We start from the raw sequence: 22,133 nt of genomic DNA on the forward strand, positions 1-22,133 counted from the left end.
ACACCCGCGAGAAAGCCGTCACCAGCCGCTGGCTCGACCCCGCCAAGCACGGCGGCATCAACCTCGGCTTCCCCGAGAACGACTGAGCAGCCCAGAACGGCTGAGCCCCGTTCACGACAGGCCGGGACAGACCTCGGGCTTGCACATCCGTTTCCAGAGATCCGGATGCGCAAGCCCGAAGTCTGTGACTGCGTGCGTGCGTACGCCGGGACAGACCTCGGGATTGTGCGTCCCTCGCAAGCAATCCGGATGCGCAAGCCCGAGGTCTGCGACTGCGCGCGTGTGCAAGCCCGGGGTCTGTGACTGCGTGCATGCGCATCCCCGGGCCTGCCGGAGCCTGGGCGTCTTCCGAGGCGAGCAGGTGAGGATGTGCCAGTGCGCATCCTCCTGAAGCTCGAGCTCGACTGCCCAACCGAACTGCTCGCCGACGCTCTCCAGCGGCCGGAAGCCTTCCGCGCAGTGGCGGGCCCCCTCGCGGAAGTGCGCTCGCTCGAACCTGGCGGCTTCCCCGAGCGTTGGTCACCCGACAGCCCGCACCGCGTCGAGATCCGCCTGCTCGGCGTGGTCCCGCTGGGCACGCAGGTCATCGACGGCCAGTACCGCGACCTGGGAGACGGGATGCACGAGCTCCGCGACCGCGGGTACCCGGAATCCGGGCTCATGGCCGTCATGACCACCTTCGATCACCGGATGGTCGTCTCGCCGCTGCCCGGCGGCCGCACGCTCTACCGCGATCAGCTGAAGATGGGCGCCGGCCTCCTGACCCCGTTCGTGTGGCTCGGCATGTGGGCCTTCTGGCAGAAGCGCGCCCTCAGCATGCGGCAGCTCGCGGCGAAGCTCCGCGACGAGCACTGACGGCCCGGCGCGGGCCGCCAGCCGAATCACGTCACGGCCGAGCCGAGTCTCAGGCCGCGTCGCGCCGCGGCCAAGCAGCCGCAGCTCAGGCGTCGTCGAGGAGCCGCATCGCCGACCAGACCTCGGCACGCCCGGCGAAGGTCTGCAGGTCGATGCCGAGCAGCTGCTCGGCGGTCGTGACGCGGCTGCGCAGTGTGTGCCGGTGGATGCCAAGCGACTTCGCGACCGGGTCCCACGCACAGTTCCCCTCGGTCCACGCGGCGAGCGTGTCCAGGAGGAGTCGACCCTGTTCTCCGTGCTCGAGCAGGGGCTGCAGCACACGGCGTGCGGTGACGCGGCCGTCGGCGGCCTCGAGTGCACCGAGCATGCCGGTTGTCGCGAGGTCCTCGAAGCGCACCGAGGGCCGGCTCGGTGTGCTGCGTTCCGCCGCCTTGCGCGCCTCCGCGAGCAGCCGAGGCAGCTCGGCCCAGTCACCCGGTGCGGATGCTCCCGCCGAGAAGCCAGCGTCGGCGAGGGCCTCGACGAGAGTGGCCCCGCCGCCAGCGGGGACGATCGCGATGAGCTCCTGCTCCCTCGCCGCGAAGAACAGGGGCTCGCCGCCAGACCCGGCAAGTCGCTCGAGTCGGTCCAGCAGCGCCTGGCCGGGTTCCCCGCCCCTCGCCTGCACGACGCGGACGGGAGCCGCAGGCAGCTCGCCCCAGACAGTCTCCGCGGTGCGCCTCGCCACCTCCATCTCGCCAGCGAGCAGCAGCTCGAGCAGGCCGACGCGGAGATGCCCGCGCGCTGCGTCGAGCTCCCGATTCTGTTCGAGCGCAATCGACGCGTGGCCGATGGCGCTCGCCACCAGATCATTGCCGGCGAGGTCGAGCGGCGCCCGGCCGCCGACGGCGAGCACCCCGCGCAGCTGCCCGTGCTGGCCGACCGTCTGCAGCGTCACGTCGCCGCTGTCACCGTGCAGACGCGCGCCCGATCGACCCCCGCGAGCGAGGAGGCTCTGCACCATCCGCTCCACCTCGGGCGCCTCGCTCTCGGGCACGCGGATGCGCGTCGGCGCATCCACACGAAGCCCCGTCGAGTCGTAGAGCGCGACCCAGCTCTCCAGCTGCCGTTCGAGCTCGACCAGGATCGCACCGAGCCCGCCGGGCCTGAGCGCCGCTCGTGCAAGCTTTCGCTGCGCCTGCAGGGACCATTCGAGGCGAGCCCGCTGCTCCAGGGCTCGCTGGTCGGCGAGGTAGCGGATGATGCCGATGAACGGGGTCCGCTCGGTCACCTCGACCAGCGTCAGGCCGTGACGCGTGCACGCGGTGACGAGGTCGGCGGGCACCTCCGCGTGGATGACCTCCGTCGCGAAGCCGAGCGCAGCGACGTCCGCTGCGCGAAGCCTCGCCACGTAGGCGTCGAAGAAGCCTTCACTCGCGAGCGCCTGGAACCGCACGGTGGCCGTCGCCGACACGGGTGAGCGCAGGATCGGTGAGCGCGAGACCGGTGCGCGGGAGATCGCGGCGGACGTGCCCACCGCCGCATCAAGGCCGGACGCTTCCGGGTCTTCCGGGGCTTCGGCTACGGCGAACTGCATTCCGTCGGTCAGGAGGAGCTGGCCCGCCTCGAGCCACGGCGTGGGGTCGACCAGGTCGGAGCTGTGCGCCCAGACGACCGCGCGTTCGAGGGCACTGTCGTCTGCGGCGTGCAGCACCCGCAGCTTGAACTCCGTCTCTTCGACGAGTTCGCGCAGCGAGACACTCATGACAGGCCCCACCCTGTCGGGGGTGCGTGACGCTTTTGTCGAGTCATGGCACCCATTCTCGCCGATTTGTTCACCTGCTCCGCGCATCCGCGGCCGCAGAGTTGACGCATGACCGCCCCAACCGTGAGCCGTGCCGCCAGCAACACCGACGTTCGTGACCGCGACCTCGCGTCCGTGTTCCATTCATGGTCTGCCCAGGGCAAGATCTCCCCGCTCCCCATTGCCCGGGGCGAGGGCGCCAAGCTCTGGGACCACGACGGCAACGAGTACCTCGACTTCTCGAGCCAGCTCGTGAACGTCACGATCGGCTACCAGCACCCGAAGGTCATCGCCGCCATTCAGGAGCAGGCCGCGCAGCTCATCCCGATCGCCCCCGCGCACGCCAACGAGACCAGGGCGAGGGCCGCGGAGCTCATCCTGTCGCACGCCCCGGAAGGCTTCTCGAAGGTGTTCTTCACGAACGGCGGAGCGGATGCGATCGAGAACGCGATCCGCTTGGCCCGCCTCTCGACCGGGCGTGACAAGGTCGTCTCCCTGTACCGCAGCTACCACGGCAACACGGGCGCGGCGATCGTCGCGACGGGTGACTGGCGGCGCATCCCCAACGAGTATGCAACCGGGCACGTGCACGCCTTCGGGCCGTACCTGTACCGCTCGGAGTTCTGGGCTGAGACGCCCGAGCAGGAGAGCGAACGCGCGCTGCACCACCTCGAGCGCGTCGTCCAGGCCGAAGGGCCCGCCTCGGTCGCCGCCATCCTGATCGAGAGCATCCCGGGCACGGCCGGCGTGCTCATGCCGCCGCCCGGCTACCTAGCGGGTGTGCGCGAGATCTGCGACCGCTACGGCGTGCGCCTCATCCTCGACGAGGTCATGGCCGGATTCGGGCGCACCGGGGAGTGGTTCGCGTTCGACGCCTTCGACGTGCGCCCCGACCTCATCACCTTCGCGAAGGGCGTCAACTCCGGATACGTGCCCGTCGGCGGGGTTGTCATCTCCGAGGAGATCGCGGCCCAGTTCGACGAGCAGGTCTTCCCCGGCGGTCTCACCTACTCGGGGCATCCGCTCGCCGCCGCCTCGATCGTCGCGACGCTCGAGACCATGGCAGAGGAGGGCATCGTCGAGAACGCGGCCCGCCTCGGCCGTGACGTCATCGGGCCAGCCCTGCACGAGCTCGCGGCCCGCCACGAGGTGGTGGGGGAAGTGCGCGGCAAGGGCGTCTTCTGGGCGATCGAGCTCGTGAGCGACCCCGTGACCCGGTCGCCGCTCGCCGCCGCCGACATGGCCACCATCAAGTCGCAGCTCGTCGCGCGCGGCCTGCTGCCCTTCGTCGCCGACAACCGCATCCACGTCGTGCCACCCGCCGTCATCGCCGACGCGGATGCACGCCGTGGCATCGCGATCATCGACGAGGTGCTCGTGGGCTTCTAGGCGCCCGCAAAGGTTCGCGTGCGTCGGCCGCGGGACGCGCGCTACTTGCCCTTGGGCGTCGGGATGAGCGCGATCAGCGTCGTGATGCCGCCGATGGCAAGCCCGGTCTTGGTGTGCGCGGCAGTCACTCCTCGTTCGGCGCGGCGCTCGCCGAACCGATAGATCCCACGCTCGGCGGCCGCGATTCCGACGACGGTCGCGAGCGCACCCGCGACGCCGACTCCGCTGAGGGCTGCCCGCCTCGCCGGGGTGAGCGAGAGCCAGAACGCGGAGAAGCTGTTCTCCGTCGAGCCAGTGCCGCCCTCGTCACGGGATCCCTCGGCTGGATGCGGCGCGTCGTTCTCGTCGCGCGGGCCGCCGATGAGCTCGCCGGGTGCCTGCGCCGCCGGCTGCACGAGCAGATCCGAGTCTTCGAGGGCTCCCTGCTTCGCGTCGCGGTACTCGAGAACCGCCAGCCCGGTGATGCCGAGCGTGATCGCGGTCTTCAGGACGCCGCGAGCCGCCTTCGAGGGGATGAAGTCGGGGGTGGCGTAGTAGGCGGCGGTCAGCAGCCCCTGCCCGGTCGAGAGGATCGCGCGCTTGCCGAAGGCCTTGCTCTGGGAAGTCATGAGGAGCAGTCTCGCGAGTGCACCTGACCAGACCCTCCGCGTCGGCCCGTCGGCGCTTCATCCGCCGCAGCCGCTGCGCATCCAATGACGGCGCAGCCACCGGCCGCACAGCCACCGACTCGGGATGGCGAAGTCACTTCGCCTCGGAGAACTTTCCTCAACGAAGTGACGTTGCCATCCCGAGTCGAGTGAGGCTAGCTCGCGCCGCCGCCTGCGGCCATGCGCATGAGGTCGGAGCCCAGCTCGATGCCCAGCTCGGTTCCACCCGCGCTGCCGAGCTCGTGCTGGTAGCCGCCCCAGTTGTCGCCGCGGATCGTCTGCTCGACGCCGGCTTCCATGAGGGCAAGCAGTTCGACGGATGCGCGTTCGATGCGGGATCCGAGGCCCGTGTCCTGCCAGTCCTCGGTGGAGGCGAACAGCGACGTCGGCACGGTCATGGTGCGCAGGTAGGCGAACATGGACCGCATCTGCTCGTCGACGACCAGCGCGTGGCGCGCGGTGCCCGCCGTCGCGGCGAGGACGACCGGCTTCGCGATGAGGAGATCGTTGTCGAGCGTCTGGAAGAACGAGGTGAAGAGTCCGCTGGGCCCGGCCTTGTAGACGGGCGCGGCGGCGATGATGCCGTCGGCGTCGCGAAGCGCGCTGATGGCACGCTCGAATTGCGGGCCGAAGCTCTGCGAGCCGAGGGCGGCTGGGAGTTCGGGGAGGAGCATCCGCAGATCGATGTGCGTCGATACAACATCGCGTCCGCGAGTGGATGCGAGCTTCGCGACGCCGCGCTCGATGCGGTCGGCGAGCAGCTTCGTCGATGACGGGTCGCTGATGCCGGCGTTGACGACGACGAGCCGGTAGGCGCCTTGTGCGTTGGTCATGAGAGTCCTTCCGAACATGTTCGAGCCAAGAGGGTGCTGGGCGGGCGGATGCGCGCGGCCGGCCGACGGGGCCGGCCCCGCGCATCCGCTCAACGGCGGGAGCTACGCGACGAGCGCAGTGTCCTGGTAGGGCGAGGAGCCCGTGACGTTGTCGCCGCGGTTCTCGTTGGGGCGCGGCTGACGCGGGGCGGCGTCGCCGTACTTGGCGAGGACGAGCGACTCGTGGGTGGGGGCGTCCGGCACCTCGGCGGGGCGGAGCGCCTCGAGTTCGCGACGCAGGACGGGCACGACTTCGGAGCCGAGCAGCTCGAGCTGGTCGAGCACCATGCCGAGGGGCAGACCGGCGTGGTCCATGAGGAACAGCTGACGCTGGTAGTCGCCGAAGTGCTCGCGGAAGGTCAGGGTCTTGTCGATGACTTCCTGCGGGCTGCCGACGGAGAGCGGCGTCTGCTGCATGAAGTCCTCCATGCGCGGGCCGTGGCCGTAGACGGGCGCCTCGTTGAAGTAGGGGCGGAACTGGTCCTTCGCGTCCTGCGAGTTCTTGGCGATGAACGCCTGCCCGCCGAGGCCGACGATCGCCTGCGACGCCTTGCCGTGGCCGTAGTGCTCGTAGCGCTGGCGGTAGAAGTCGATGAGGCGCATGTAGTGCTCCTTCGGCCAGAAGATGTTGTTCGCGAAGAACCCGTCGCCGTAGAACGCGGCCTGCTCGGCGATCTCCGGGGTGCGGATGGAGCCGTGCCAGACGAAGGGTGCCACGTCGTCGAGGGGGCGGGGCGTGGAGGTGAAGCCCTGCAGGGGTGTGCGGAACTTGCCTTCCCAGTCGACGACGTCCTCACGCCAGAGGCGGTGGAGCAGGTTGTAGTTCTCGAGGGCGAGGGGCAGGCCGGAGCGGATGTCCTTGCCGAACCACGGGTAGACGGGGGCGGTGTTGCCGCGGCCGAGCATGAGGTCCATACGGCCCTTGGAGAGGTGCTGGAGCATCGCGTACTCCTCCGCGATGCGCACGGGGTCGTTGGTCGTGATGAGGGTGGTCGACGTGGAGACCCGGAGCGTCTTGGTAAGGGCCGCGATGTGCGAGAGGAGCACGGCGGGCGATGAGGAGAAGAAGGGCGGGTTGTGGTGCTCGCCGATCGCGAAGACGTCGAGGCCGACCTCTTCGGTCTTCTGGGCGATCTTGACGATCGCGTCGATGCGCTCGGCCTCGCTCGGCGTCTCGCCGGTGACCGGGTTGCGTGTGATGTCGCTGACGGAGAAGATTCCGAACTGCATGATCAGCCCTTTCGTTGTTGGTGCATGGGGCTGGTAGGTCCGGAAGGGGCTGGATCCTGAGTCCCAACTCCATGCATATGCATACAACGTGGTGCGAGCGGAACTATTCCCGGACCTCCAGAAAGGCCATGACTCGGTCCACGATCACTGGAGGAGCATCGTCGACGTCGACCACGACCCCCGCCTCCCAGGCGGCGAGCGGTTCGAGCACCTCGAACTGGCTGTCGAGGAGGGTCGTCGGCATGTACTCGTGCTGACGAGTCGCGAGGCGGGAGGCCACGAGGTCACGCTGGCCGGCGAGGTGGACGAACTGCAGCTCGGGCACGCTCGAGCGCAGCAGCTCCCGGTACCAGCGCTTGAGTGCCGAGCACGCGACGATCGTCGTCCGACCCTCCGCCGCGTTGGCGGCGATCGTCGCACCGACGACCTTGAGCCACGGCACCCGGTCCTCGTCCTCGAGCGGCGTCCCGGCCGCCATCTTCGTCTTGTTGGCGACCGGGTGCAGGTCGTCGCTGTCGATGAAGGCCACGCCGAGCCGCTGCGCGAGCGCCGAACCGATCGTCGTCTTGCCCGTGCCCTGCACACCCATGACGATCATGGGCGGGTGGGTGAGGGCGGGATGCCCGGCTGCGGTTGCGCGCGCCCGCTGTTCGGCCTGGTCAGAGCTCACGAGGCACCCCTTTCTTCTGGTGATCCATCGTCCTCGGGGTCGAAGGAGAGCAGCACCTTCGACGAGCGGGATGCATCGCCGGCGACGGCGAACGCGTCGAGCGCCTGCTCGACGGGGAACTCGTGGGTGAGCACTGCATCCACGACGAGCGATCCGTCGGCGAGGGCGTCGATGACGGCGTCGATCTCGTCGGCGAAGCGGAACGAGCCGACGAGGGTCAGCTCGCGGGTGATCGCGAGAGAGAGGAGTGCTGGCACCTCGCCGCTGCGCTGCAGGCCGAGCAGGACGACACGCCCACCCCGCCCCGCGCCGCGGATGGCGCTCGCGAGCCCGGGCACGGTGCCGGACGATTCGATGACGACGTCGGCGTGCACTGCGGCGATCGCGTCGGCATCGCGCGCGTCGACGACGCGGCTGGCGCCGAGCTCGGTCGCGACGGCGAGCGGCAGCTCGTGGAGGTCGCTCGCGATGATCTCGCCCGCGCCCTGGTGCTTCAGCACGGCGACCACGAGCGCCCCGATCGGGCCGGCGCCGATGACGAGCACCCGCTTGCCCCGGACCTCGCCGGCCTGCCCGACGCCATGCCACGCGACAGCGGCTGGCTCTGCGAGCGACGCCAGCTTGAGGTCGAGCCGGTCCGGCAGCACGCGGAGCATGCGTGCCGGGAGGGCGACTCGGCGGGCAAAGGCCCCCTGCGTGTGCGGGATGCGCGCGGCCGAGCCGAGGTAGGTGCCGGCCGGCGAGAGGTTTGGACGGTCGGCCGGGAAGGGCGTCTCTCCGTCGTCGCCGGGCGTGGCCGGGTGGACCGCCACGCGCTGTCCGACGGAGGGGCCGCTGCCGTCGGCGGCGGCGTGGAGGACGGTGCCGACGATCTCGTGGCCGAGGACCAGCGGGTCGCGGAGGATGGACTCGCCGGCAGCACCGTGCATCCAGTAGTGCAGGTCGGATCCGCAGACGCCGCCGTAGGCGATCGCGACGACCGCCTCGTCAGCGCCCGGCGTGGGCTCGGGCAGCGCGTCGAGCCGCAGGTCGCCCTTGCCGTGGGCGACGACTGCGAGGTTCTCCTGGGTCACGAGCACCCTCCCTTGGTGTCGGGGCGCGCCTGGTTCACACGCACGGGGTGACGAGGGGCACGCCCGCGACGGTGATCTCGACGAGGTCGCCCGGTTGGGCGGGGAACGCCGACTTGGGGGCGCCCGTCATGATGATGTCGCCGGGCCCGAGTGGCACCCAGCTCGTGACGTAGGCGACGCACTCGGCAACGCCGGCGGGCAGCTCATGGCTGCCGGTGAGCACCTTGCGCTCGCCGTTGATGCGGACCTCGAGCTCGGCGCTCGCAAGGTCGGCGCTCGTCTCGATCCACGGTCCGAGCGGCGTGTAGCCGACGCCGCCCTTGCCCTCGAAGTTGCGCGGGTCGACGCTGCCGCGCTCGGGGTTGGAGATGTCGTTGACGGCGGTGAGGCCGAAGATGACGGTGTGGGCGTCCTCGGCGGGCACGTCGGCCGCGTCACGACCGATGACGATGCACACCTCCCCCTCGATGACGACCTTGCCGACGTTGCGGCGCAGCTCGACGGGGGTGCCGCTCGGCACGACCGTCCGGGGGCTCTTCAGCCAGGCCTGCACGGGTGAGGGATGCTCTGGCCCGTTCTGCGCGATGCCGACGACGATGCGCGGCTCGGCCGGCGCGAGCAGCGTCGCGTCGGCGACCGGATCGCCCTGCCGCGCGGGTTCCTCCCCGCGCGCGAAGGCCTCGTAGGGGTCACTGCACGGCACCCACGAGTCGCCCTCGGCGAACGCGTGCGTGACCGTTCCGTCACTGGTCTGGATCCTGGAGATTCGCATCACACAACCGCCGTCATTCCGCCATCGACATAGATCGTCTGGCCGTTCACGAACGCCGAAGCGTCACTGGAGAGGAACACGAGCGTACCGACAAGCTCATCCACGTGGCCCCAACGCCCGGCCGGGGTGCGCTGCGCGACCCAGGCTGAGAACTCTGCGTCGTCGACGAGCGCCTTGGTGAGCTCGGTGGCGAAGTAGCCGGGCGCGAGCGCGTTCACCGTGATCCCCGACGGGGCGAGGTCGGCGCAGAGCCCCTTCGTGAGCATCACGATGGCGCCCTTCGTCGCGCTGTACGGCGCGATCGAGGGCCGGGCGATCTGCGACTGCACGCTGCCGATGTTGACGATCTTCCCGCTGCCCCGCGATTGCATGCCTCTGGCCACCCGTCGCGAGAGGAGGAACGCGCTCGTGAGGTTCGTGGCGAGCAGCTCGTGCCAGTCGGCATCGGAGAACTCGGCGATCGGGGCGCGCCGCTGGATGCCCGCGTTGTTGACGAGGATGTCGACGGTGCCGATGCTCGCCTCGAGTTCGCTGATACCCGCATCCACCGCCGCCGCGTCGGTCACGTCGAAGGTCGAGACGATCGGCTCGGACGCTGTGCCCGCGAGGCCGAGCGTCTCGGCGATGGATGCGGCGGTGCGCTCTGCCTTCGCTCGGTCGCGCCCGTGCACCACCACCCGCGCGCCCGCTGCTGCGAGACCGCCCGCGAGTGCGCGGCCGATGCCCTGGCTCGACCCCGTGACGAGGGCCGTCCGCCCGGTCAGATCGAACGACTTGAGTCCGACCGGCAGGCTCATCGCCCGCTCCCGGCCGCAACCGGCGCGGCCTCGTAGACATCCTGCAGGTCGATCAAACCGGTGTCCTCTTCGTCGGTGGAGACACGGATCGCGTCCTCCTTGCGGAGCAGGTCGCGCCCCTTCGTCTCGGGGACGAGGAACGTCGCTGCGGTGGTGATGGCGGCGAGCGTCGCGAGGTAGAGCCCCATGACCACCCAGTTTCCGCCGGTGAGGGTGAGCAGCCAGGTGCCGAGCACACCGGCGAGGCCGCCGGCGAGCACCGCGGAGATCTCTCGTGCCATCGCGACACCGAGATAGCGGTGCTTGTTGCCGAACAGTTCGGGGAGCATGGCGCACTGCGGTCCGAGCATCGAGTTGACGGCCACGCCGATGCCCACCGCGATGACCGCGATCGTGAGCGGCCCGTTGCCGAGCGAGAGCATCCACCAGGCAGGGAAGGCGAAGAGCAGCATGAACACCGCTCCGAAGCGGTAGACGGCGCGGCGGCCGAACTTGTCGGAGAGGTGGCCGGTGAGGGGCACCGAGAAGATGCCGATGAGCGAGCCGATCGTGACACCCCACGTTGCGACGCCACGGTCGACGGGGTTCGCGATGAAGGTGCCCGCCACGAACGCGAGCGACACGTTCTGGAAGATGTACGAGCCGCCGTTCTCGGCCATGCGAAGGCCGATGCCGGTGATGACGCCTGGCATGCCGCGCGTGAAGATCTCGCGGATGGGGCGGTCGGAGACCTGGTCGCTCTTCTCGAGCTCGACGAACGTCGGCGTCTCGCGGAGGCGCATGCGGATGAAGAGCGCGACGAGGATGAGCAGGAACGATGCGAGGAACGGCACACGCCAGCCCCAAGAGAGGAACGCCTCGTCCGGCATGAGGGTCAGGAGGCTGAAGACGACGGCGGCGAGGAGGGTGCCGGCCTGGATGCCCACGAAGGGCAGCGCCGAGAAGAAGCCGCGACGCTTGACGGGGGCGTACTCGGCCATGAGCACGGTGGCTCCGGCCTGCTCGGCTCCGGCGCCGAAGCCCTGAGCCAGGCGCAGCAGCACGAGCAGCGCTGGAGCCCAGAGGCCGATGGTCTCGTAGGTGGGGAGAAGCCCGATGGCCGTCGAGGCGCCGCCCATGAGGAGGATGGTGATGACGAGCACGCCCTTGCGGCCGAGGCGGTCGCCCATGGTGCCGAAGAAGAGGCCGCCGAAGGGGCGGGCGACGAAGCCGACGCCGTAGATCGCGAAGGCGCCGATGACGGCGACGGCCGGGTCGCTCTGGTCGAAGAAGAGCTTGTTGAAGACGAGCGCCGTCATGAGCCCGTAGAGCGCGAAGTCGAAGTACTCCAGGGCGGAGCCGATGCTGGAGGCCAGCGTGGCTCGGCGCAGGTTGTCGGCGTACTCCGGGTCGTCGGACGGCACGGGGGGCCGGGGGGTCTCAGTCACGGAACATCTCCTTTGATGTGCGGATTGCCGCGGCGTGGGTGACCGAGGCGTCCGGTGGTGCATGCTTCTCACCCCAAGCTAACACTCCACTGGACGACGTTCAACACTTTGAACGCGACGGTTTCGTGAGACCTGGGGAACTACCTCCCGGCGAGCGGGTTCGTGAGCTCCTTGGCAGCCTCGATGAGCGCCTCGCCGACCCTCGCGACGTGCTCTTCACTCGCGAGCTCCGTCGGCAGCGCGGCCCCGAGCGCGAACGGAGGATCGCTCGGCGACCAGGAAGCGAGCGGCACCGCGACCCCCGTCACCCCGCCGACCGAGCCGTTCGCGTCGATCGAGTAGCCGCGCTCACGCGCGACCGCGAGGCAGTCGAGCAGCTCCTGCGTCGTGCCGATGCTCTGCGGCGTCAGCTTCGGGAAGGGTGCGGATGCGCCCACGAGGTCGACAACCTCCTCGTCGTCCAGGCGCATGAGCAATGCCCGGCCGGACGCGGTGAGAGCCGCTGGCAGGCGCGACCCGAGCGGAGTGCCCAGCTGATAGCGTCGCCGCCCCTCGTGCCGGGCGAGGTAGACCGTGTCAGGCCCGTCGAGCATGACCACCTGCACCAGTTCACTGCGCAGCACCAGCGATGCGTCGCACACCCCGAAGAACTCGCGGATCTGGTTGAACTGCTGCGCGTAGGCTCCGCCGAGCTCGGCCGTGCGCCTGCCGAGCTGGTACCCCTGCGGCACGCGCTGCAGCATCCGCCCTTCCTCGAGCACCGTCACGAGGTTCGCCGTCGAGGACTTCGCGATGCCGAGGGCTCTCGCGATATCGCTGAGCGTCATGGGCGCGCCGTCCGCCTCGGCGAGCAGCGTCAGGATGCGCAGCGAGCGCGTGACGGCGGGCGCGAGGTCGCGCTCCGGTGCGTCCTGCTCGCCGGTCTTCGGTGATGCATCCGTTGCGTCTGGCACGGCGCCGCCCCTCGTGGTGAAACGTCCGGTGCTCGTCACGCTGCGACGAGCACCGGCCGTGGAATCAGTAGAACTCGACGATATCGACAACGTTCTTGAGCGGCTCGCCGTCGAGGAGCCTGCGCGCGTTCTCGGCGAAGAGCTTCGCGATGCGCGGCTCCTCGGCGCTCGAGAGTGCGGCCGTGTGCGGGCTGACGAGCACGTTCGGATGCGACCAGAGCGGACTCCCGGTCGGCAGCGGCTCGACCTCGAAGACGTCGAGCGCGGCGAAGCCGACGCGGCCGTCATCGAGCGCCTCAAGCAGCGCGGACTCGTCGATGACCGTTCCACGCCCCACGTTCGAGACGATGACGCCTGGCTTCACGTTCGCGAAGACCTCGGCGCTGAGCAGACCGGTCGTGGCGTCGGTTCCGGGGAGGGTGACGACGATCGCGTCGGCTTCGGACACCGCGGACGCGAGCTCATCGATGGGCACGAGGCGGTCGACACCCTCGACGGCCTCGCCGCTGCGCGTCGTGCCGAGCACGGTTGCGCCGAGCGCCGAGAACTTCGCTGCGGCCGCCTTGCCGATGCCGCCGAGCCCGACGATGAGCACGGTCATCTCATCGAGCTGGCGCATCTCCCAGCGGTCCGTCCACCGCTTGGCCACCTGCTGCTGCTGGAGACGCGGGAGGTCCTTCGCCCCGGCGAGGACACCGAAGAGCGCGAACTCCGCGAGGGTTCCTCCGTGGACGCCGGCGCTCGTCGTGAAGACGATGCGCTCGAGCGCATCCTGGTCGAGACCGGCAGCCTTCACCTGCCCGCCGCCGCCAGCGGCGGTCGCGTGCACCCAGCGGAGTCGCGGGTTCGCGGCGACGGTGCGCGCAAGGGAGGCGGGGTCGACATCGGGAAGCCCGAACAGGATGTCCGCCGAGTCGACGAGCTCGTCGAATGCCGCCTGCTGCTCAGGAGTGCGTGTGACGCTCGGGTCGCCGGACCAGTCGGCGGGTCCGCGCATCGGACGGTAGAAGGAGTGGTCGCGCACGACCTCGAGGCGGGGCTCGAGACGCTCGATGAGCTGGCACAGCTCTTCGCTCAGGTCGACGGCGACGACCGCGCGCAGTGTCTGGGGGCTGTCAGTCATAGGATCCTCTTCGATTCGGTGGCGACAGGGAGAGCTTACGCTGATTCAACACTGTGAACACTGTCCTACACAATGTTCTCGGGGCTAGGGTGTGCTCATGACCACTGCTGCTCACTCCCCTCGCGTCGGCGTCCTCGGCCTCGGCGCCATGGGCCTGCCGATGGCGGGCCACCTGCTCTCTGCACACGGCACGCTGCACCTCACCGGCCGCCGCCCCGAGCGAGCGGCCGAGCTCGTCTCCGCCGGGGCCACCTGGCATAAGACACCGCGCGAGCTGGCCGCCGCCAGCGACGCGGTCCTCGTGATGCTGCCCGACCTGCCCGAGCTCGAGGCCGTGCTCGGCGGCGAAGACGGACTCCTCGCCGGCGCCGGCGAACTGCTCATCATGGTCGGATCGACCGTGTCGCCGACCGGGCTCCGCGAGCTGGCCGACCGCCTCGCCGCCGAAACCGACGGCCGAGTGCGCGTCGTCGACTCCCCCGTCTCCGGCGGGGAGGACGGCGCGAAGGCCGGCACGCTCTCCATCATGCTCGGCGGCCCGGACGACGACGTCGCCACCGCCGCGAGCATCCTGAACACCTGCGGCCGCCCGGTGCACCTCGGTCCGCTCGGCGCGGGCGAGGTCGCGAAGGCCTGCAACCAGATGATCGTCTCGTCCACGATCCTGGCCCTCGGGGAGGCGAGCGTCCTCGCCGAACGAAGCGGCATCGACCTCGACGTGCTCTGGGATCTGCTGGGCGGCGGCTACGCCGGCTCGAACCTGCTCGAGAGCAGGCGGGAGAAGCTCGTCTCCGGCGACGACTCCCCCTCCGGCGTCGCGAAGTACATGGTCAAGGACCTCACCTTCGCCGCCGACGTGGCGTCGGCCACAGGCACGAACACCGTGCTGCTCCCAACCCTCCGGGCGGCCTTCGACGAGCTCGTGGATGCTGGCCTCGGCGAGCGGGACATCGCCGTCACGAGGCGGTTCATCGCCGACCGGTGAGGGCTCTCACGCCCGTCGAGCTCAGGCGAACGGCACCGCTGCGAGGACGCTGACGCGCTGCTGTCCCGCCGGTGGCGTGAAGGTCACGGTGCTGCCGACCGTGCTGCCGACGAGCGCCCGGCCCAGAGGCGAGTCGGCTGAATAGACATCGACCTCGACCGTGGGATCCAGCCCGGCGAGCGCTCGACTGCCGAGCAGGAACGTCGCCTCCCGACCGGTGCTCTCGAAGCGGACGCTCACCTGCATGCCCGGCTCGACACGGCCGTCGTCGGGCTTCGCCGCCACCTCGGCGTGCTCGATGAGCCCACGCAGCTCGCGGGCTCGCGCCGACGACTGGGCACCTCCGCGCGTCAATTCGGCGAGTTCTTCCTGAAGTCGCTGCAATGCCGTCGGCGTCATCCAGATCTTTTCCACGACGTCCTCCATGTGATGCCGCAACGCGGCGCGGGTAAAACCCCCAGCCTAGCCCAGAAGGCACCGGAGCGAGCGATTGGTGACGGCCGAGATATATTCCTTGAAATGGGCTATGGTCATCCGGATACCGCCAGCTGAAGAAAAGGGAAGCGAGTATTTCGATGGCAGAGAGAAAATCCAGGGAAAGCGCGAAGAAGGCACCGCAGCTCACCCTGAAGGAACGTCGGGCGCAGAAGCGCGAGAAGACGCAGGCAGCCGATCCGTTCAAGCGGAAGAGCTAGCCCGCCGGGCGGGCGCAGCCGCGGTGCGACTGCGCCCACCCCACTCCGCCGCCGGCCGCGCCAGTGCGATTCGAGCTGACGGCCAGAGCTCGCCGGAATCGTCGATCAATACATTGTGAAGCGTCACTGCTGTGGACAAGGAGTCACGCCATGACCTCGCCCGAGGCGGCCGGAGATTTCGCGGCGATCTCTCGCGGACCTCGTCGTCGCGAAATGCGTCTATTTCTGCTCGGCGACGCCCTGCCGTGCCTTTCCGCATTCTCGGCGACATATTCCCCCACCGATTGCCCGGCACCGAATTCGGTGCTTTTCGATAAGAATCCAGCCGCCGCGGTGATCGGCGCCGACGCCTCCTCCGCGACAACGCGACGCCAGCTCGCGTGGACGCTGGACTCCACGATCAGGACGGCGATCAAGCTGTCGTCGCGACTCCCGGCGCTTCACCACGTGGTCGTCGTCCTGGACAACCCGACGCTCCCGTCCCGACTCGTCCTCAGATGGGCAGACCAGGCAGCCAATCGCATCCACGAGCAGGTCGCGCGCGAGCACGGTGACTACGTCGTCGTCACCTTCCTCGTCGTCACCGACGCAGTCGATCCCGGGACGCTTGCCGAGCGCATCCACGATCGGATCATGCAGGCACCTGCCTCTGACGTCGCAACAGCGCTGAGCTGGGATGAGGTCGAGCACGGCTCGATCGCGCAGGCCGCGATCAACGACTACCTGTGAGCTCGTCTTCCTGCGCGGCCCGCTCCGTGACCCCGCCGACCCCTGCGACCCGAGAGAGCCGTCGGCGCCAATCTTCGAGCCGGTCGACGAGCTCCGGTGGCCCCACCACTTCACAGGGCGCCTCGAGCCGGGCGAGCAGGTAGACCACGTAGTCGAGTTCGTCAGTGCGCATGCGGACTTCGCTCCAGCCACCCTCGAGCTCGCTGACGCCTCCCCACTGGCCGACCTCCGCCCTCGCCAGCTCGGCCGGCACCTTCACGCGCACAACCGCCTCGTATCGCGCAGGGAGGTTCCGGATGCTGGCCTGCACGAACGCATCCGCATCACCTCCGGGGATGGGGCGGGACCCGAAGCGCTTTGGCCGAGACTCGACACGGCGCATCCGGTCAAGGCGGAATGTGCGCCAGTCGCCGGCGTCACCGTCGAACGCGACGAGGTACCAGCGCCTGGCGACGGGGACCAACGCGTGCGGCTCCACGAGGCGTTCCGAGAGCGCACCGTCGCGTTTCTCGTAGGCGAAAGCGAGCAGCGTGCGGTCGCGGCAGGCCGTGGCGACGCTCGCGAGCACGGCGACCTCCACCTGCGGCGCACCGTCGCGCGCCTGCGCCGCCGAGACCGTCGAGCCGATGCCCGCCGCCAGCTTGCGCACATGCATCGGCAGCACCGGGACGATCTTCGCGAGCGCACCGACCGCCGCATCCTGGACCCCCTGGACCCCGCTCGCCGTCACCGCCCGCAGCCCGAGCACGATCGCGAGCGCCTCCTCATCGCTGACCATGAGCGGCGGCAGCGAACCTCCCGCGCTGAGCCGATAGCCGCCGCCGAGACCGCGCGTGGTCTCCACCGGGTAGCCCAGCTCACGCAGCTGCTCGACGTCGCGGCGCAGGGTGCGCGGGCTCACCCCGAGCTTCGTCGCGAGTTCCTCTCCGGCCCAGAACCGGTGGTTCTGGAGGAGGGTGAGGAGCTGCAGCATGCGGGAGCCGGTGGACATGAATCCATCGTACGAACATTGCGGTCAAGCACTGACCGCAATGGCTGTAAACCTCAGTCCTGCAACCATCACCGAACCGCTTCCGAATGTCGGCGGCCAGGTGAATGATGAGATCACCGATTCACGAGACCAGGAACACTCATGACCGATCAGTCGACCCCGCCCGCTCTCCCGCACCAGGACGTGCCGACGCTCGCGACGCTCCGCAGCTTCTACCAGGTGCTCGTCAACACGCTCATCGCCAACGTCACGACGAGCTACCTGTGGTTCGCGCTCACGTTCTGGGCCTACCTCGAGACCGGCTCTGTGCTCGCGACCTCCATCATCGGCGGCAGCTACATGCTGCTCGTCGCGGTGTTCGGCATGATCTTCGGCGCGATCGTCGACCATCTGAAGAAGAAGGCCGTCATGCTCATCTCGAGCGCGGTCACACTCATCACCTACCTCCTCGCTGGAGTCCTCTACCTGAGCTTCCCCGAAGAGACGCTGGTCGACTGGAACGGCATCTGGTTCTGGCTCTTCGCGGGCGTCATCCTCGTCGGCGGCGTGGTCGAGAACCTGCGCAATATCGCCCTCTCGACGACGGTCACGCTGCTCGTGCCCGCCGATCGCCGAGACAAGGCCAACGGCCTCGTCGGCACAGTGCAGGGAATCGCCTTCATGGTCACGAGCGTGTTCTCGGGGCTCTCGGTCGGACTCCTGGGCATGGGGCCGACCGTGTTCATCGCCATCGTCGCGACTGCCGTTGCGTTCGCCCATCTCCTGTTCGTGTCGATCCCCGAGCGCGGCATCGCACACGACCCCGCTGCCGGAGCCGCGAAGGTCAACTTCCGCGGCGCCATCCCCGCGGTCATGCTCGTGCCCGGCCTGCTTGCGCTCATCCTCTTCACAACGCTCAACAACCTCGTCGGCGGCGTCTTCATGGCGCTCATGGACCCGTACGGTCTGACCCTCTTCTCCGTTGAGATGTGGGGCGTCTGGCTCGGCGTCACGAGCATCGGCTTCATCGTGGGCGGTGGCCTCGTCGCGAAGTTCGGGCTCGGCAAGAACCCGGTCCGCACGCTGCTGCTCGTGAACATCGGCGTCGCGCTCCTCGGGGCGGCCTTCACGATCCGCGAGTACGGCTGGCTGTTCATCGTCGGCATGTTCCTGTTCATGGCGATCATGCCCATCGCGGAGGCCGCCGAGCAGACCGTCATCCAGCGGGTGGTTCCGTTCGAGAAGCAAGGTCGGGTGTTCGGCTTCGCGGCGACCGTGGAGTCGGCGTCGACGCCGATCAGCGCGTTCATGATCGGCCCGATCGCCGAGTTCTGGCTCATCCCCTTCATGGAGACCCGCGAGGGTCAGGAGTCGCTCGGGTGGCTGCTCGGCGACGGGGACGCTCGCGGCATCGCCCTGGTCTTCCTGATCGCGAGCATCCTGCTGCTTGGACTGGTGATCGTCGCGTTCGCGTCACCGCAGTACCGGCTCCTGTCGAAGTCGTACGCGGAGACCCAGCCGCCGAACTCGGAGGCCGCCGAGTCGAAGGCGACGGCAGAAGTGGGCAATGCGGCTGCGGTGCCCACCTCTCCTGAGCCGTCCGAGACTTCAGGGGGCGCTTCTCGGGTCGGTCGAGGAGAATCGCGGCCATGAGCGATCGAGTCTCACCTAGCGAGTTCCGCCAAGCCGACGGCACCGGAGATTGGCGGGTCGTCGGCGACGGCGCCCGCGCGAACTTCCGGACCGGGGACTTCTCGAAGGGGGCCGCGTTCGTCGCCGAGATCGCCCGGGCTGCCGACGACGCGAACCATCACCCGGACGTCGACCTCCGCTACGGCTCCGTCATGGTGCGCCTCATCAGCCACGACGTCGGCGACCTCAGCGAACGCGACATCACCCTCGCGGCACGCATCTCCGAGATCGCACGCGGGCTGGGCATCGAGGCGTCCCCGGACACGGTGCAGAGCATCCAGATCGCGATCGATGTGGTGGACCTCGACGCCGTGCTCCCCTTCTGGGAGGCGGTCCTCGCATACAAGCGGCGAGGTGGTGAAGACCTGGCCGACCCTATCGCCGTCGGCCCCAACGTCTGGCTCCAGCAGATCGACGCGCCCCGCACCGAGCGGAACACGATGCACGTCGACGTCTACGTGCCGCGCGACCAGGTCGATGCGCGCCTCGAGGCGGCCCTCGCCGCCGGAGGGCGGGTCGTCAACGACGCCTCCGCCCCCGAGTACTGGACGCTCGCCGATCCCGAAGGCAACGAGGTCGACCTCGCCCTGTGGAGAGACGACAGCACCTGGAAACCCGAGTAGGGCACGCGTCGCAGTGGGTGCGCCACCACGTGCACCTCGGCTGGCTGCAGAACTCCTCCGCGATCGACCGGGTCGCGCATCCGTCAATAATGATGCCGTGCTTGCAGGATGACGATCCGCTCGTCCTCGACCAGGTACACAAGCCGATTGGTGTCGTCGATCCTGCGCGACCACGCACCGCTGAGCACGTGGCGGAGGGGCTCTGGCTTGCCGATTCCGGAGAATGGATCACGAAGGACATCACCGACGAGTTGATTGATGCGCCTGAGGGTCTTCCGATCCTGAGCCTGCCAGTAGACGTAGTCTTCGCAGCCGTGCGCGTCGAAAGCCAGCTGACGACTCATTCTTCGATGAGGTCGCGTACCGTGACATCACCGTTTCGAGCGCGCTCCATCGACTCCAGCAGCCGCTTCGCGTTCGCAGGACTGCGCAGCAAGTACGCAGTCTCCGCCAAGGCGTCGTAGTCGTCCTTCGACATCAGGACTGCGTTTCCATGCTTTGAGACGACTTCAACGGGTGCGTGATCCTCGTTCACCTGTTGAATCAAACCGAACAGACCCTTGCGTGCTTCCGTGACGCTGATAGCTGCCATAACGCACCTCCAGATGGTACCGGATAGCGTACCACTCCAGCCTCGGGTCAGGGAGTGACAACCACGTCGAGCACCCAGGTCACGCCGAACCGGTCGCGCAGCATCCCGAAACCGGGCGACCAGGCGGATGCGGCCAGCGGTTTGATGACGTCAGCCCCACCCGACAACGCTTCCCAGTAGCCCGTGACCTCGTCGAGCGTCTCGCCGCTCGCCGCGAGGAAGAACGGCGCGCTCGTGACGGTGGCGCCCTGCTCGCGCCTCGTCTCCCCCGCAGTACCGGCGAGCCCCTCCCCTGGCCGGCCCGGGGTGTCGTAGGCGAGGACGCGGAAGCCGTTCGGCGCATCCACTCGCCCGAACACGACGTTGGATGCGCCGGGCAACTCGGCGGGCATCCCGAACTGCGCGTAGGTGGCGATGGAGACCTCGCCGCCGAAGACCTCGGCGTAGAACTCGAGCGCGGCCCGGGCCGTCCCGGTGAAGTTGAGGTGGGTTGTCGTGGTGATGCTCATGGTGTTCCCGCTTCCTTGGTGATGTGCTGGCCGCGGCACCTGCCGCTGCGGTGAGCCTCCCAGCAGTAGAGGACGGGTTCGGTCCGCTACTGCTGGGAGACTGGGCGCATGACCTCGGCTACCTCTTCGCGCATCCTGACGCTGCTCTCGCTGCTGCAGACTCGGCGCGACTGGTCTGGGCAGGAGCTCGCCGACCGCCTCGACGTGACGCCGCGCACGGTGCGCCGCGACATCGACCGGTTGCGCGAGCTCGAGTACCGCATAGAGGGGTGGAAGGGGCCGGCCGGCGGGTATCGCCTGGCTGCGGGCTCTGAGCTGCCACCGCTGCGGTTCGATGACGAGCAGGCCGTCGCGATCGCCGTGGCGCTGCGGGGCGCGCCAGCTCTGGGCGTCGACATCGACGAGGCTGCAGCGCGGGCCCTCCAGACGGTGCGGCAGGTCATGCCGTCGCGGTTGCGGCATCGGGTCGACGGCATCCGGTTCACTGGGTCAGCGGCGGCGATGGTCGAGATGCGCGTGGACCCTGACGTCCTCGAGATCGTGAGCACGGCGACCCGCGATCGCCTCGTTCTCCGGTTCGACTACACCGCGGCGCCGACCGAATCATCCGCCCCAACCGCCGTCTCGACACCGCCCGCCCCTCGCCGGGTCGAACCTCACGCGGTCATCGCGCGCGGCGGGCGCTGGTACCTGGTGGCCTGGAAGCTCGACAGCGCCGAGTGGCGCGTGTACCGCCTCGACCGCATCACCCCCAAGGAACCCCTCGGGGCGCAGTTCGAGGAACGCAGCATCCCGACCGGTGACGCGCGCACGTTCCTCGAAGCCCGATTCAAGGGGGCGAGCGACGCCAACGAGTGGCCGTGCACGGGCGACGTGCTGCTGCGTGTGCCCGCATTCGAAGCGGCGAGCTGGTTGCCGGATGCGTTGATCACCGAAGTAGATGAGACTTCCTGCCTGGTCCGACTCGGCTCGTGGTCGTGGACCGGCCTGCTGGCCTCGATCGCGAGGTTCGACGCCGACTTCGACGTGCTCGGGCCTCCGGAGCTGGCCGAGGCCGCCGCCGCTCTTGCCGCGCGATTCGCCGCGGCCGCCGACGGTGCTCCCTGAGCGCGGCTCCAAGGTCGCCCGCGCAGACTCTCCTGGTGCCTACTCTCATCGTCACCGCGCATCCCGATCAAGATTCCCTGACTCACACGGCGGCGCAGCAGCTGCGAGAACGCCTCGAAGCGGAGGGCGTCGAGGTCGACGTGGCCCACCTCGCGCAGGAGGGCTTCGACCCGCGCTTCTCGGCAAACGACCGGGCCGATTACAAGGGCGGTTCGATCACTGGGCCCGACGTGCTCGCGGAGCAGGCTCGCCTCGACCGTGCCACGGATGTCGTGCTCGTGTTCCCTGTCTTCTGGTGGTCGATGCCCGCGCTGCTAAAGGGGTGGATCGACCGCGTCTTCATCACCGGCTGGGCGTTCGAGCTCGGCGAGAACGACCGGGTCGTGCCGAAGCTGGGTCATCTGACCGCGCACCTGCTGCCCGTGTCCGGCTTCTCGGAGGCTTCGTTCGCGCGGCACGGATATGAGGAGTCGTTCAGCACGCAGATCGAGCACGGGGTCTTCGACTACTGCGGCATGCCCCGAGGGGCGAAGGCGTTCATCCGCGAGTCGGAAGACCCGGATGCGGCGAGGGCCGGTCTCGAGGCTGCCGTCGCGCAGGTCGCAGCCGCGGTCACGACCCCTCGCGGCGACTGAGGCAA

At 69.1% G+C, this 22,133-nt stretch carries 24 protein-coding genes; 8 read left to right on the forward strand and 16 right to left on the reverse strand.

Annotated elements, in window-relative coordinates; all coding sequences use genetic code 11:
* The first annotated feature begins 375 nt into the window (after positions 1-375).
* The gene (locus C5B97_RS16280) at positions 376-855 is read left to right on the forward strand and encodes a hypothetical protein (protein WP_104313049.1); all 480 of its coding nucleotides are present in this window, start codon (positions 376-378) and stop codon (positions 853-855) included.
* Positions 856-940: 85 nt separating this feature from the next.
* On the opposite strand, the gene C5B97_RS17800 is transcribed toward C5B97_RS16280, so the two are convergent.
* A complete protein-coding gene (locus C5B97_RS17800) occupies positions 941-2,599 on the reverse strand; it encodes a PucR family transcriptional regulator ligand-binding domain-containing protein (protein ID WP_181027054.1) in 1,659 nt (552 codons plus the stop codon).
* 108 nt (positions 2,600-2,707) lie between these two features.
* Here C5B97_RS17800 and C5B97_RS16295 point away from each other — a divergent pair, with 108 nt between their 5' ends.
* Positions 2,708-4,027 carry an aspartate aminotransferase family protein gene (locus tag C5B97_RS16295; protein ID WP_104313050.1) on the forward strand — a complete coding sequence of 440 codons (1,320 nt, stop codon included), beginning with the start codon at positions 2,708-2,710 and terminating at the stop codon, positions 4,025-4,027.
* A gap of 41 nt (positions 4,028-4,068) precedes the next feature.
* On the opposite strand, the gene C5B97_RS16300 is transcribed toward C5B97_RS16295, so the two are convergent.
* The 10 genes from C5B97_RS16300 to C5B97_RS16345 form a co-directional block, all read right to left on the reverse strand.
* A complete protein-coding gene (locus tag C5B97_RS16300; protein ID WP_104313051.1) occupies positions 4,069-4,635 on the reverse strand; it encodes a hypothetical protein in 567 nt (188 codons plus the stop codon).
* A 194-nt stretch (positions 4,636-4,829) separates the two neighbouring features.
* Positions 4,830-5,507: a CE1759 family FMN reductase gene (locus C5B97_RS16305; RefSeq protein WP_104313052.1), complete on the reverse strand. Its 678-nt coding sequence runs from the start codon at positions 5,505-5,507 to the stop codon at positions 4,830-4,832.
* Positions 5,508-5,609: 102 nt separating this feature from the next.
* Positions 5,610-6,776, reverse strand: a complete 1,167-nt coding sequence (locus C5B97_RS16310) for an LLM class flavin-dependent oxidoreductase (RefSeq protein WP_104244763.1) — start codon at positions 6,774-6,776, stop codon at positions 5,610-5,612.
* Positions 6,777-6,879: 103 nt separating this feature from the next.
* Complete coding sequence (locus tag C5B97_RS16315) at positions 6,880-7,446, reverse strand: gluconokinase (protein WP_258068321.1); 567 nt, start codon at positions 7,444-7,446, stop codon at positions 6,880-6,882.
* Positions 7,443-8,519, reverse strand: a complete 1,077-nt coding sequence (locus tag C5B97_RS16320; RefSeq protein ID WP_258068322.1) for an L-idonate 5-dehydrogenase — start codon at positions 8,517-8,519, stop codon at positions 7,443-7,445. The genes C5B97_RS16315 and C5B97_RS16320 overlap by 4 nt, the downstream gene beginning before the upstream one ends.
* A gap of 34 nt (positions 8,520-8,553) precedes the next feature.
* Positions 8,554-9,291, reverse strand: coding sequence for a fumarylacetoacetate hydrolase family protein (locus C5B97_RS16325; RefSeq protein WP_104313054.1), 738 nt, complete (start codon positions 9,289-9,291; stop codon positions 8,554-8,556).
* On the reverse strand, positions 9,291-10,088 hold the full coding sequence (locus C5B97_RS16330; protein ID WP_104313055.1) for an SDR family oxidoreductase: 798 nt from the start codon (positions 10,086-10,088) through the stop codon (positions 9,291-9,293). The genes C5B97_RS16325 and C5B97_RS16330 overlap by 1 nt, the downstream gene beginning before the upstream one ends.
* Positions 10,085-11,515 carry an MFS transporter gene (locus tag C5B97_RS16335; protein WP_258068323.1) on the reverse strand — a complete coding sequence of 477 codons (1,431 nt, stop codon included), beginning with the start codon at positions 11,513-11,515 and terminating at the stop codon, positions 10,085-10,087. Before C5B97_RS16335 ends, C5B97_RS16330 begins: the two co-directional genes overlap by 4 nt.
* Before the next feature lie 140 nt (positions 11,516-11,655).
* Positions 11,656-12,468 carry an IclR family transcriptional regulator gene (locus tag C5B97_RS16340; RefSeq protein WP_258068325.1) on the reverse strand — a complete coding sequence of 271 codons (813 nt, stop codon included), beginning with the start codon at positions 12,466-12,468 and terminating at the stop codon, positions 11,656-11,658.
* A gap of 64 nt (positions 12,469-12,532) precedes the next feature.
* Positions 12,533-13,591 carry a D-2-hydroxyacid dehydrogenase gene (locus tag C5B97_RS16345; RefSeq protein ID WP_104313057.1) on the reverse strand — a complete coding sequence of 353 codons (1,059 nt, stop codon included), beginning with the start codon at positions 13,589-13,591 and terminating at the stop codon, positions 12,533-12,535.
* 97 nt (positions 13,592-13,688) lie between these two features.
* Here C5B97_RS16345 and C5B97_RS16350 point away from each other — a divergent pair, with 97 nt between their 5' ends.
* Complete coding sequence (locus tag C5B97_RS16350) at positions 13,689-14,576, forward strand: NAD(P)-dependent oxidoreductase (protein WP_104313463.1); 888 nt, start codon at positions 13,689-13,691, stop codon at positions 14,574-14,576.
* A 21-nt stretch (positions 14,577-14,597) separates the two neighbouring features.
* Here C5B97_RS16350 and C5B97_RS16355 read toward each other — a convergent pair whose 3' ends face one another.
* Entirely contained in the window at positions 14,598-14,990 is a 393-nt protein-coding gene (locus C5B97_RS16355; RefSeq protein WP_258068326.1) for a GreA/GreB family elongation factor, read from the reverse strand.
* Positions 14,991-15,604: 614 nt separating this feature from the next.
* Between C5B97_RS16355 and C5B97_RS16360 the strand changes: the two genes are divergently transcribed.
* Positions 15,605-16,000 (forward strand): hypothetical protein, encoded by a 396-nt coding sequence (locus C5B97_RS16360; protein ID WP_104313059.1) that lies wholly within the window; start codon positions 15,605-15,607, stop codon positions 15,998-16,000.
* Here the strand turns inward: C5B97_RS16360 and C5B97_RS16365 are convergent.
* On the reverse strand, positions 15,984-16,991 hold the full coding sequence (locus C5B97_RS16365; RefSeq protein WP_104313060.1) for a YafY family protein: 1,008 nt from the start codon (positions 16,989-16,991) through the stop codon (positions 15,984-15,986). The two genes, C5B97_RS16360 and C5B97_RS16365, sit on opposite strands and share 17 nt — an antisense overlap.
* A gap of 141 nt (positions 16,992-17,132) precedes the next feature.
* Between C5B97_RS16365 and C5B97_RS16370 the strand changes: the two genes are divergently transcribed.
* Both C5B97_RS16370 and C5B97_RS16375 read left to right on the forward strand, forming a co-directional pair.
* Positions 17,133-18,623, forward strand: coding sequence for an MFS transporter (locus tag C5B97_RS16370; RefSeq protein WP_104313061.1), 1,491 nt, complete (start codon positions 17,133-17,135; stop codon positions 18,621-18,623).
* Positions 18,620-19,285 (forward strand): VOC family protein, encoded by a 666-nt coding sequence (locus tag C5B97_RS16375; RefSeq protein WP_104313062.1) that lies wholly within the window; start codon positions 18,620-18,622, stop codon positions 19,283-19,285. Before C5B97_RS16370 ends, C5B97_RS16375 begins: the two co-directional genes overlap by 4 nt.
* A gap of 83 nt (positions 19,286-19,368) precedes the next feature.
* Here C5B97_RS16375 and C5B97_RS16380 read toward each other — a convergent pair whose 3' ends face one another.
* The 3 genes from C5B97_RS16380 to C5B97_RS16390 are packed head-to-tail and all read right to left on the reverse strand — an operon-like array spanning position 19,369 to position 20,386.
* Positions 19,369-19,629 carry a Txe/YoeB family addiction module toxin gene (locus C5B97_RS16380; RefSeq protein WP_104313063.1) on the reverse strand — a complete coding sequence of 87 codons (261 nt, stop codon included), beginning with the start codon at positions 19,627-19,629 and terminating at the stop codon, positions 19,369-19,371.
* Positions 19,626-19,877 carry a type II toxin-antitoxin system Phd/YefM family antitoxin gene (locus C5B97_RS16385; RefSeq protein WP_104254138.1) on the reverse strand — a complete coding sequence of 84 codons (252 nt, stop codon included), beginning with the start codon at positions 19,875-19,877 and terminating at the stop codon, positions 19,626-19,628. The genes C5B97_RS16380 and C5B97_RS16385 overlap by 4 nt, the downstream gene beginning before the upstream one ends.
* Before the next feature lie 47 nt (positions 19,878-19,924).
* Positions 19,925-20,386 (reverse strand): VOC family protein, encoded by a 462-nt coding sequence (locus C5B97_RS16390; RefSeq protein WP_104313064.1) that lies wholly within the window; start codon positions 20,384-20,386, stop codon positions 19,925-19,927.
* A 108-nt stretch (positions 20,387-20,494) separates the two neighbouring features.
* Between C5B97_RS16390 and C5B97_RS16395 the strand changes: the two genes are divergently transcribed.
* Entirely contained in the window at positions 20,495-21,493 is a 999-nt protein-coding gene (locus tag C5B97_RS16395) for a YafY family protein (RefSeq protein WP_104313065.1), read from the forward strand.
* A 35-nt stretch (positions 21,494-21,528) separates the two neighbouring features.
* Complete coding sequence (locus C5B97_RS16400; protein ID WP_104313066.1) at positions 21,529-22,128, forward strand: NAD(P)H-dependent oxidoreductase; 600 nt, start codon at positions 21,529-21,531, stop codon at positions 22,126-22,128.
* The last annotated feature ends 5 nt before the right edge of the window (positions 22,129-22,133 follow it).

The organism is Pseudoclavibacter sp. RFBB5 (assembly GCF_002931555.1).
Taxonomy (GTDB): domain Bacteria; phylum Actinomycetota; class Actinomycetes; order Actinomycetales; family Microbacteriaceae; genus Pseudoclavibacter.

Excerpts from the sequence above, each read along its gene's own strand:
- C5B97_RS16385 (WP_104254138.1), bottom strand. The coding sequence starts at position 19,877 with ATGGCAGCTATCAGCGTCACGGAAGCACGCAAGGGTCTGTTCGGTTTG.
- C5B97_RS16295 (WP_104313050.1), top strand. The coding sequence starts at position 2,708 with ATGACCGCCCCAACCGTGAGCCGTGCCGCCAGCAACACCGACGTTCGT.
- C5B97_RS16390 (WP_104313064.1), bottom strand. The coding sequence starts at position 20,386 with ATGAGCATCACCACGACAACCCACCTCAACTTCACCGGGACGGCCCGG.
- C5B97_RS16345 (WP_104313057.1), bottom strand. The coding sequence starts at position 13,591 with ATGACTGACAGCCCCCAGACACTGCGCGCGGTCGTCGCCGTCGACCTG.
- C5B97_RS16375 (WP_104313062.1), top strand. The coding sequence starts at position 18,620 with ATGAGCGATCGAGTCTCACCTAGCGAGTTCCGCCAAGCCGACGGCACC.
- C5B97_RS16305 (WP_104313052.1), bottom strand. The coding sequence starts at position 5,507 with ATGACCAACGCACAAGGCGCCTACCGGCTCGTCGTCGTCAACGCCGGC.
- C5B97_RS16370 (WP_104313061.1), top strand. The coding sequence starts at position 17,133 with ATGACCGATCAGTCGACCCCGCCCGCTCTCCCGCACCAGGACGTGCCG.
- C5B97_RS16380 (WP_104313063.1), bottom strand. The coding sequence starts at position 19,629 with ATGAGTCGTCAGCTGGCTTTCGACGCGCACGGCTGCGAAGACTACGTC.
- C5B97_RS16350 (WP_104313463.1), top strand. The coding sequence starts at position 13,689 with ATGACCACTGCTGCTCACTCCCCTCGCGTCGGCGTCCTCGGCCTCGGC.
- C5B97_RS16310 (WP_104244763.1), bottom strand. The coding sequence starts at position 6,776 with ATGCAGTTCGGAATCTTCTCCGTCAGCGACATCACACGCAACCCGGTC.
- C5B97_RS16300 (WP_104313051.1), bottom strand. The coding sequence starts at position 4,635 with ATGACTTCCCAGAGCAAGGCCTTCGGCAAGCGCGCGATCCTCTCGACC.
- C5B97_RS16365 (WP_104313060.1), bottom strand. The coding sequence starts at position 16,991 with ATGTCCACCGGCTCCCGCATGCTGCAGCTCCTCACCCTCCTCCAGAAC.
- C5B97_RS16395 (WP_104313065.1), top strand. The coding sequence starts at position 20,495 with ATGACCTCGGCTACCTCTTCGCGCATCCTGACGCTGCTCTCGCTGCTG.
- C5B97_RS16330 (WP_104313055.1), bottom strand. The coding sequence starts at position 10,088 with ATGAGCCTGCCGGTCGGACTCAAGTCGTTCGATCTGACCGGGCGGACG.
- C5B97_RS17800 (WP_181027054.1), bottom strand. The coding sequence starts at position 2,599 with ATGAGTGTCTCGCTGCGCGAACTCGTCGAAGAGACGGAGTTCAAGCTG.
- C5B97_RS16325 (WP_104313054.1), bottom strand. The coding sequence starts at position 9,291 with ATGCGAATCTCCAGGATCCAGACCAGTGACGGAACGGTCACGCACGCG.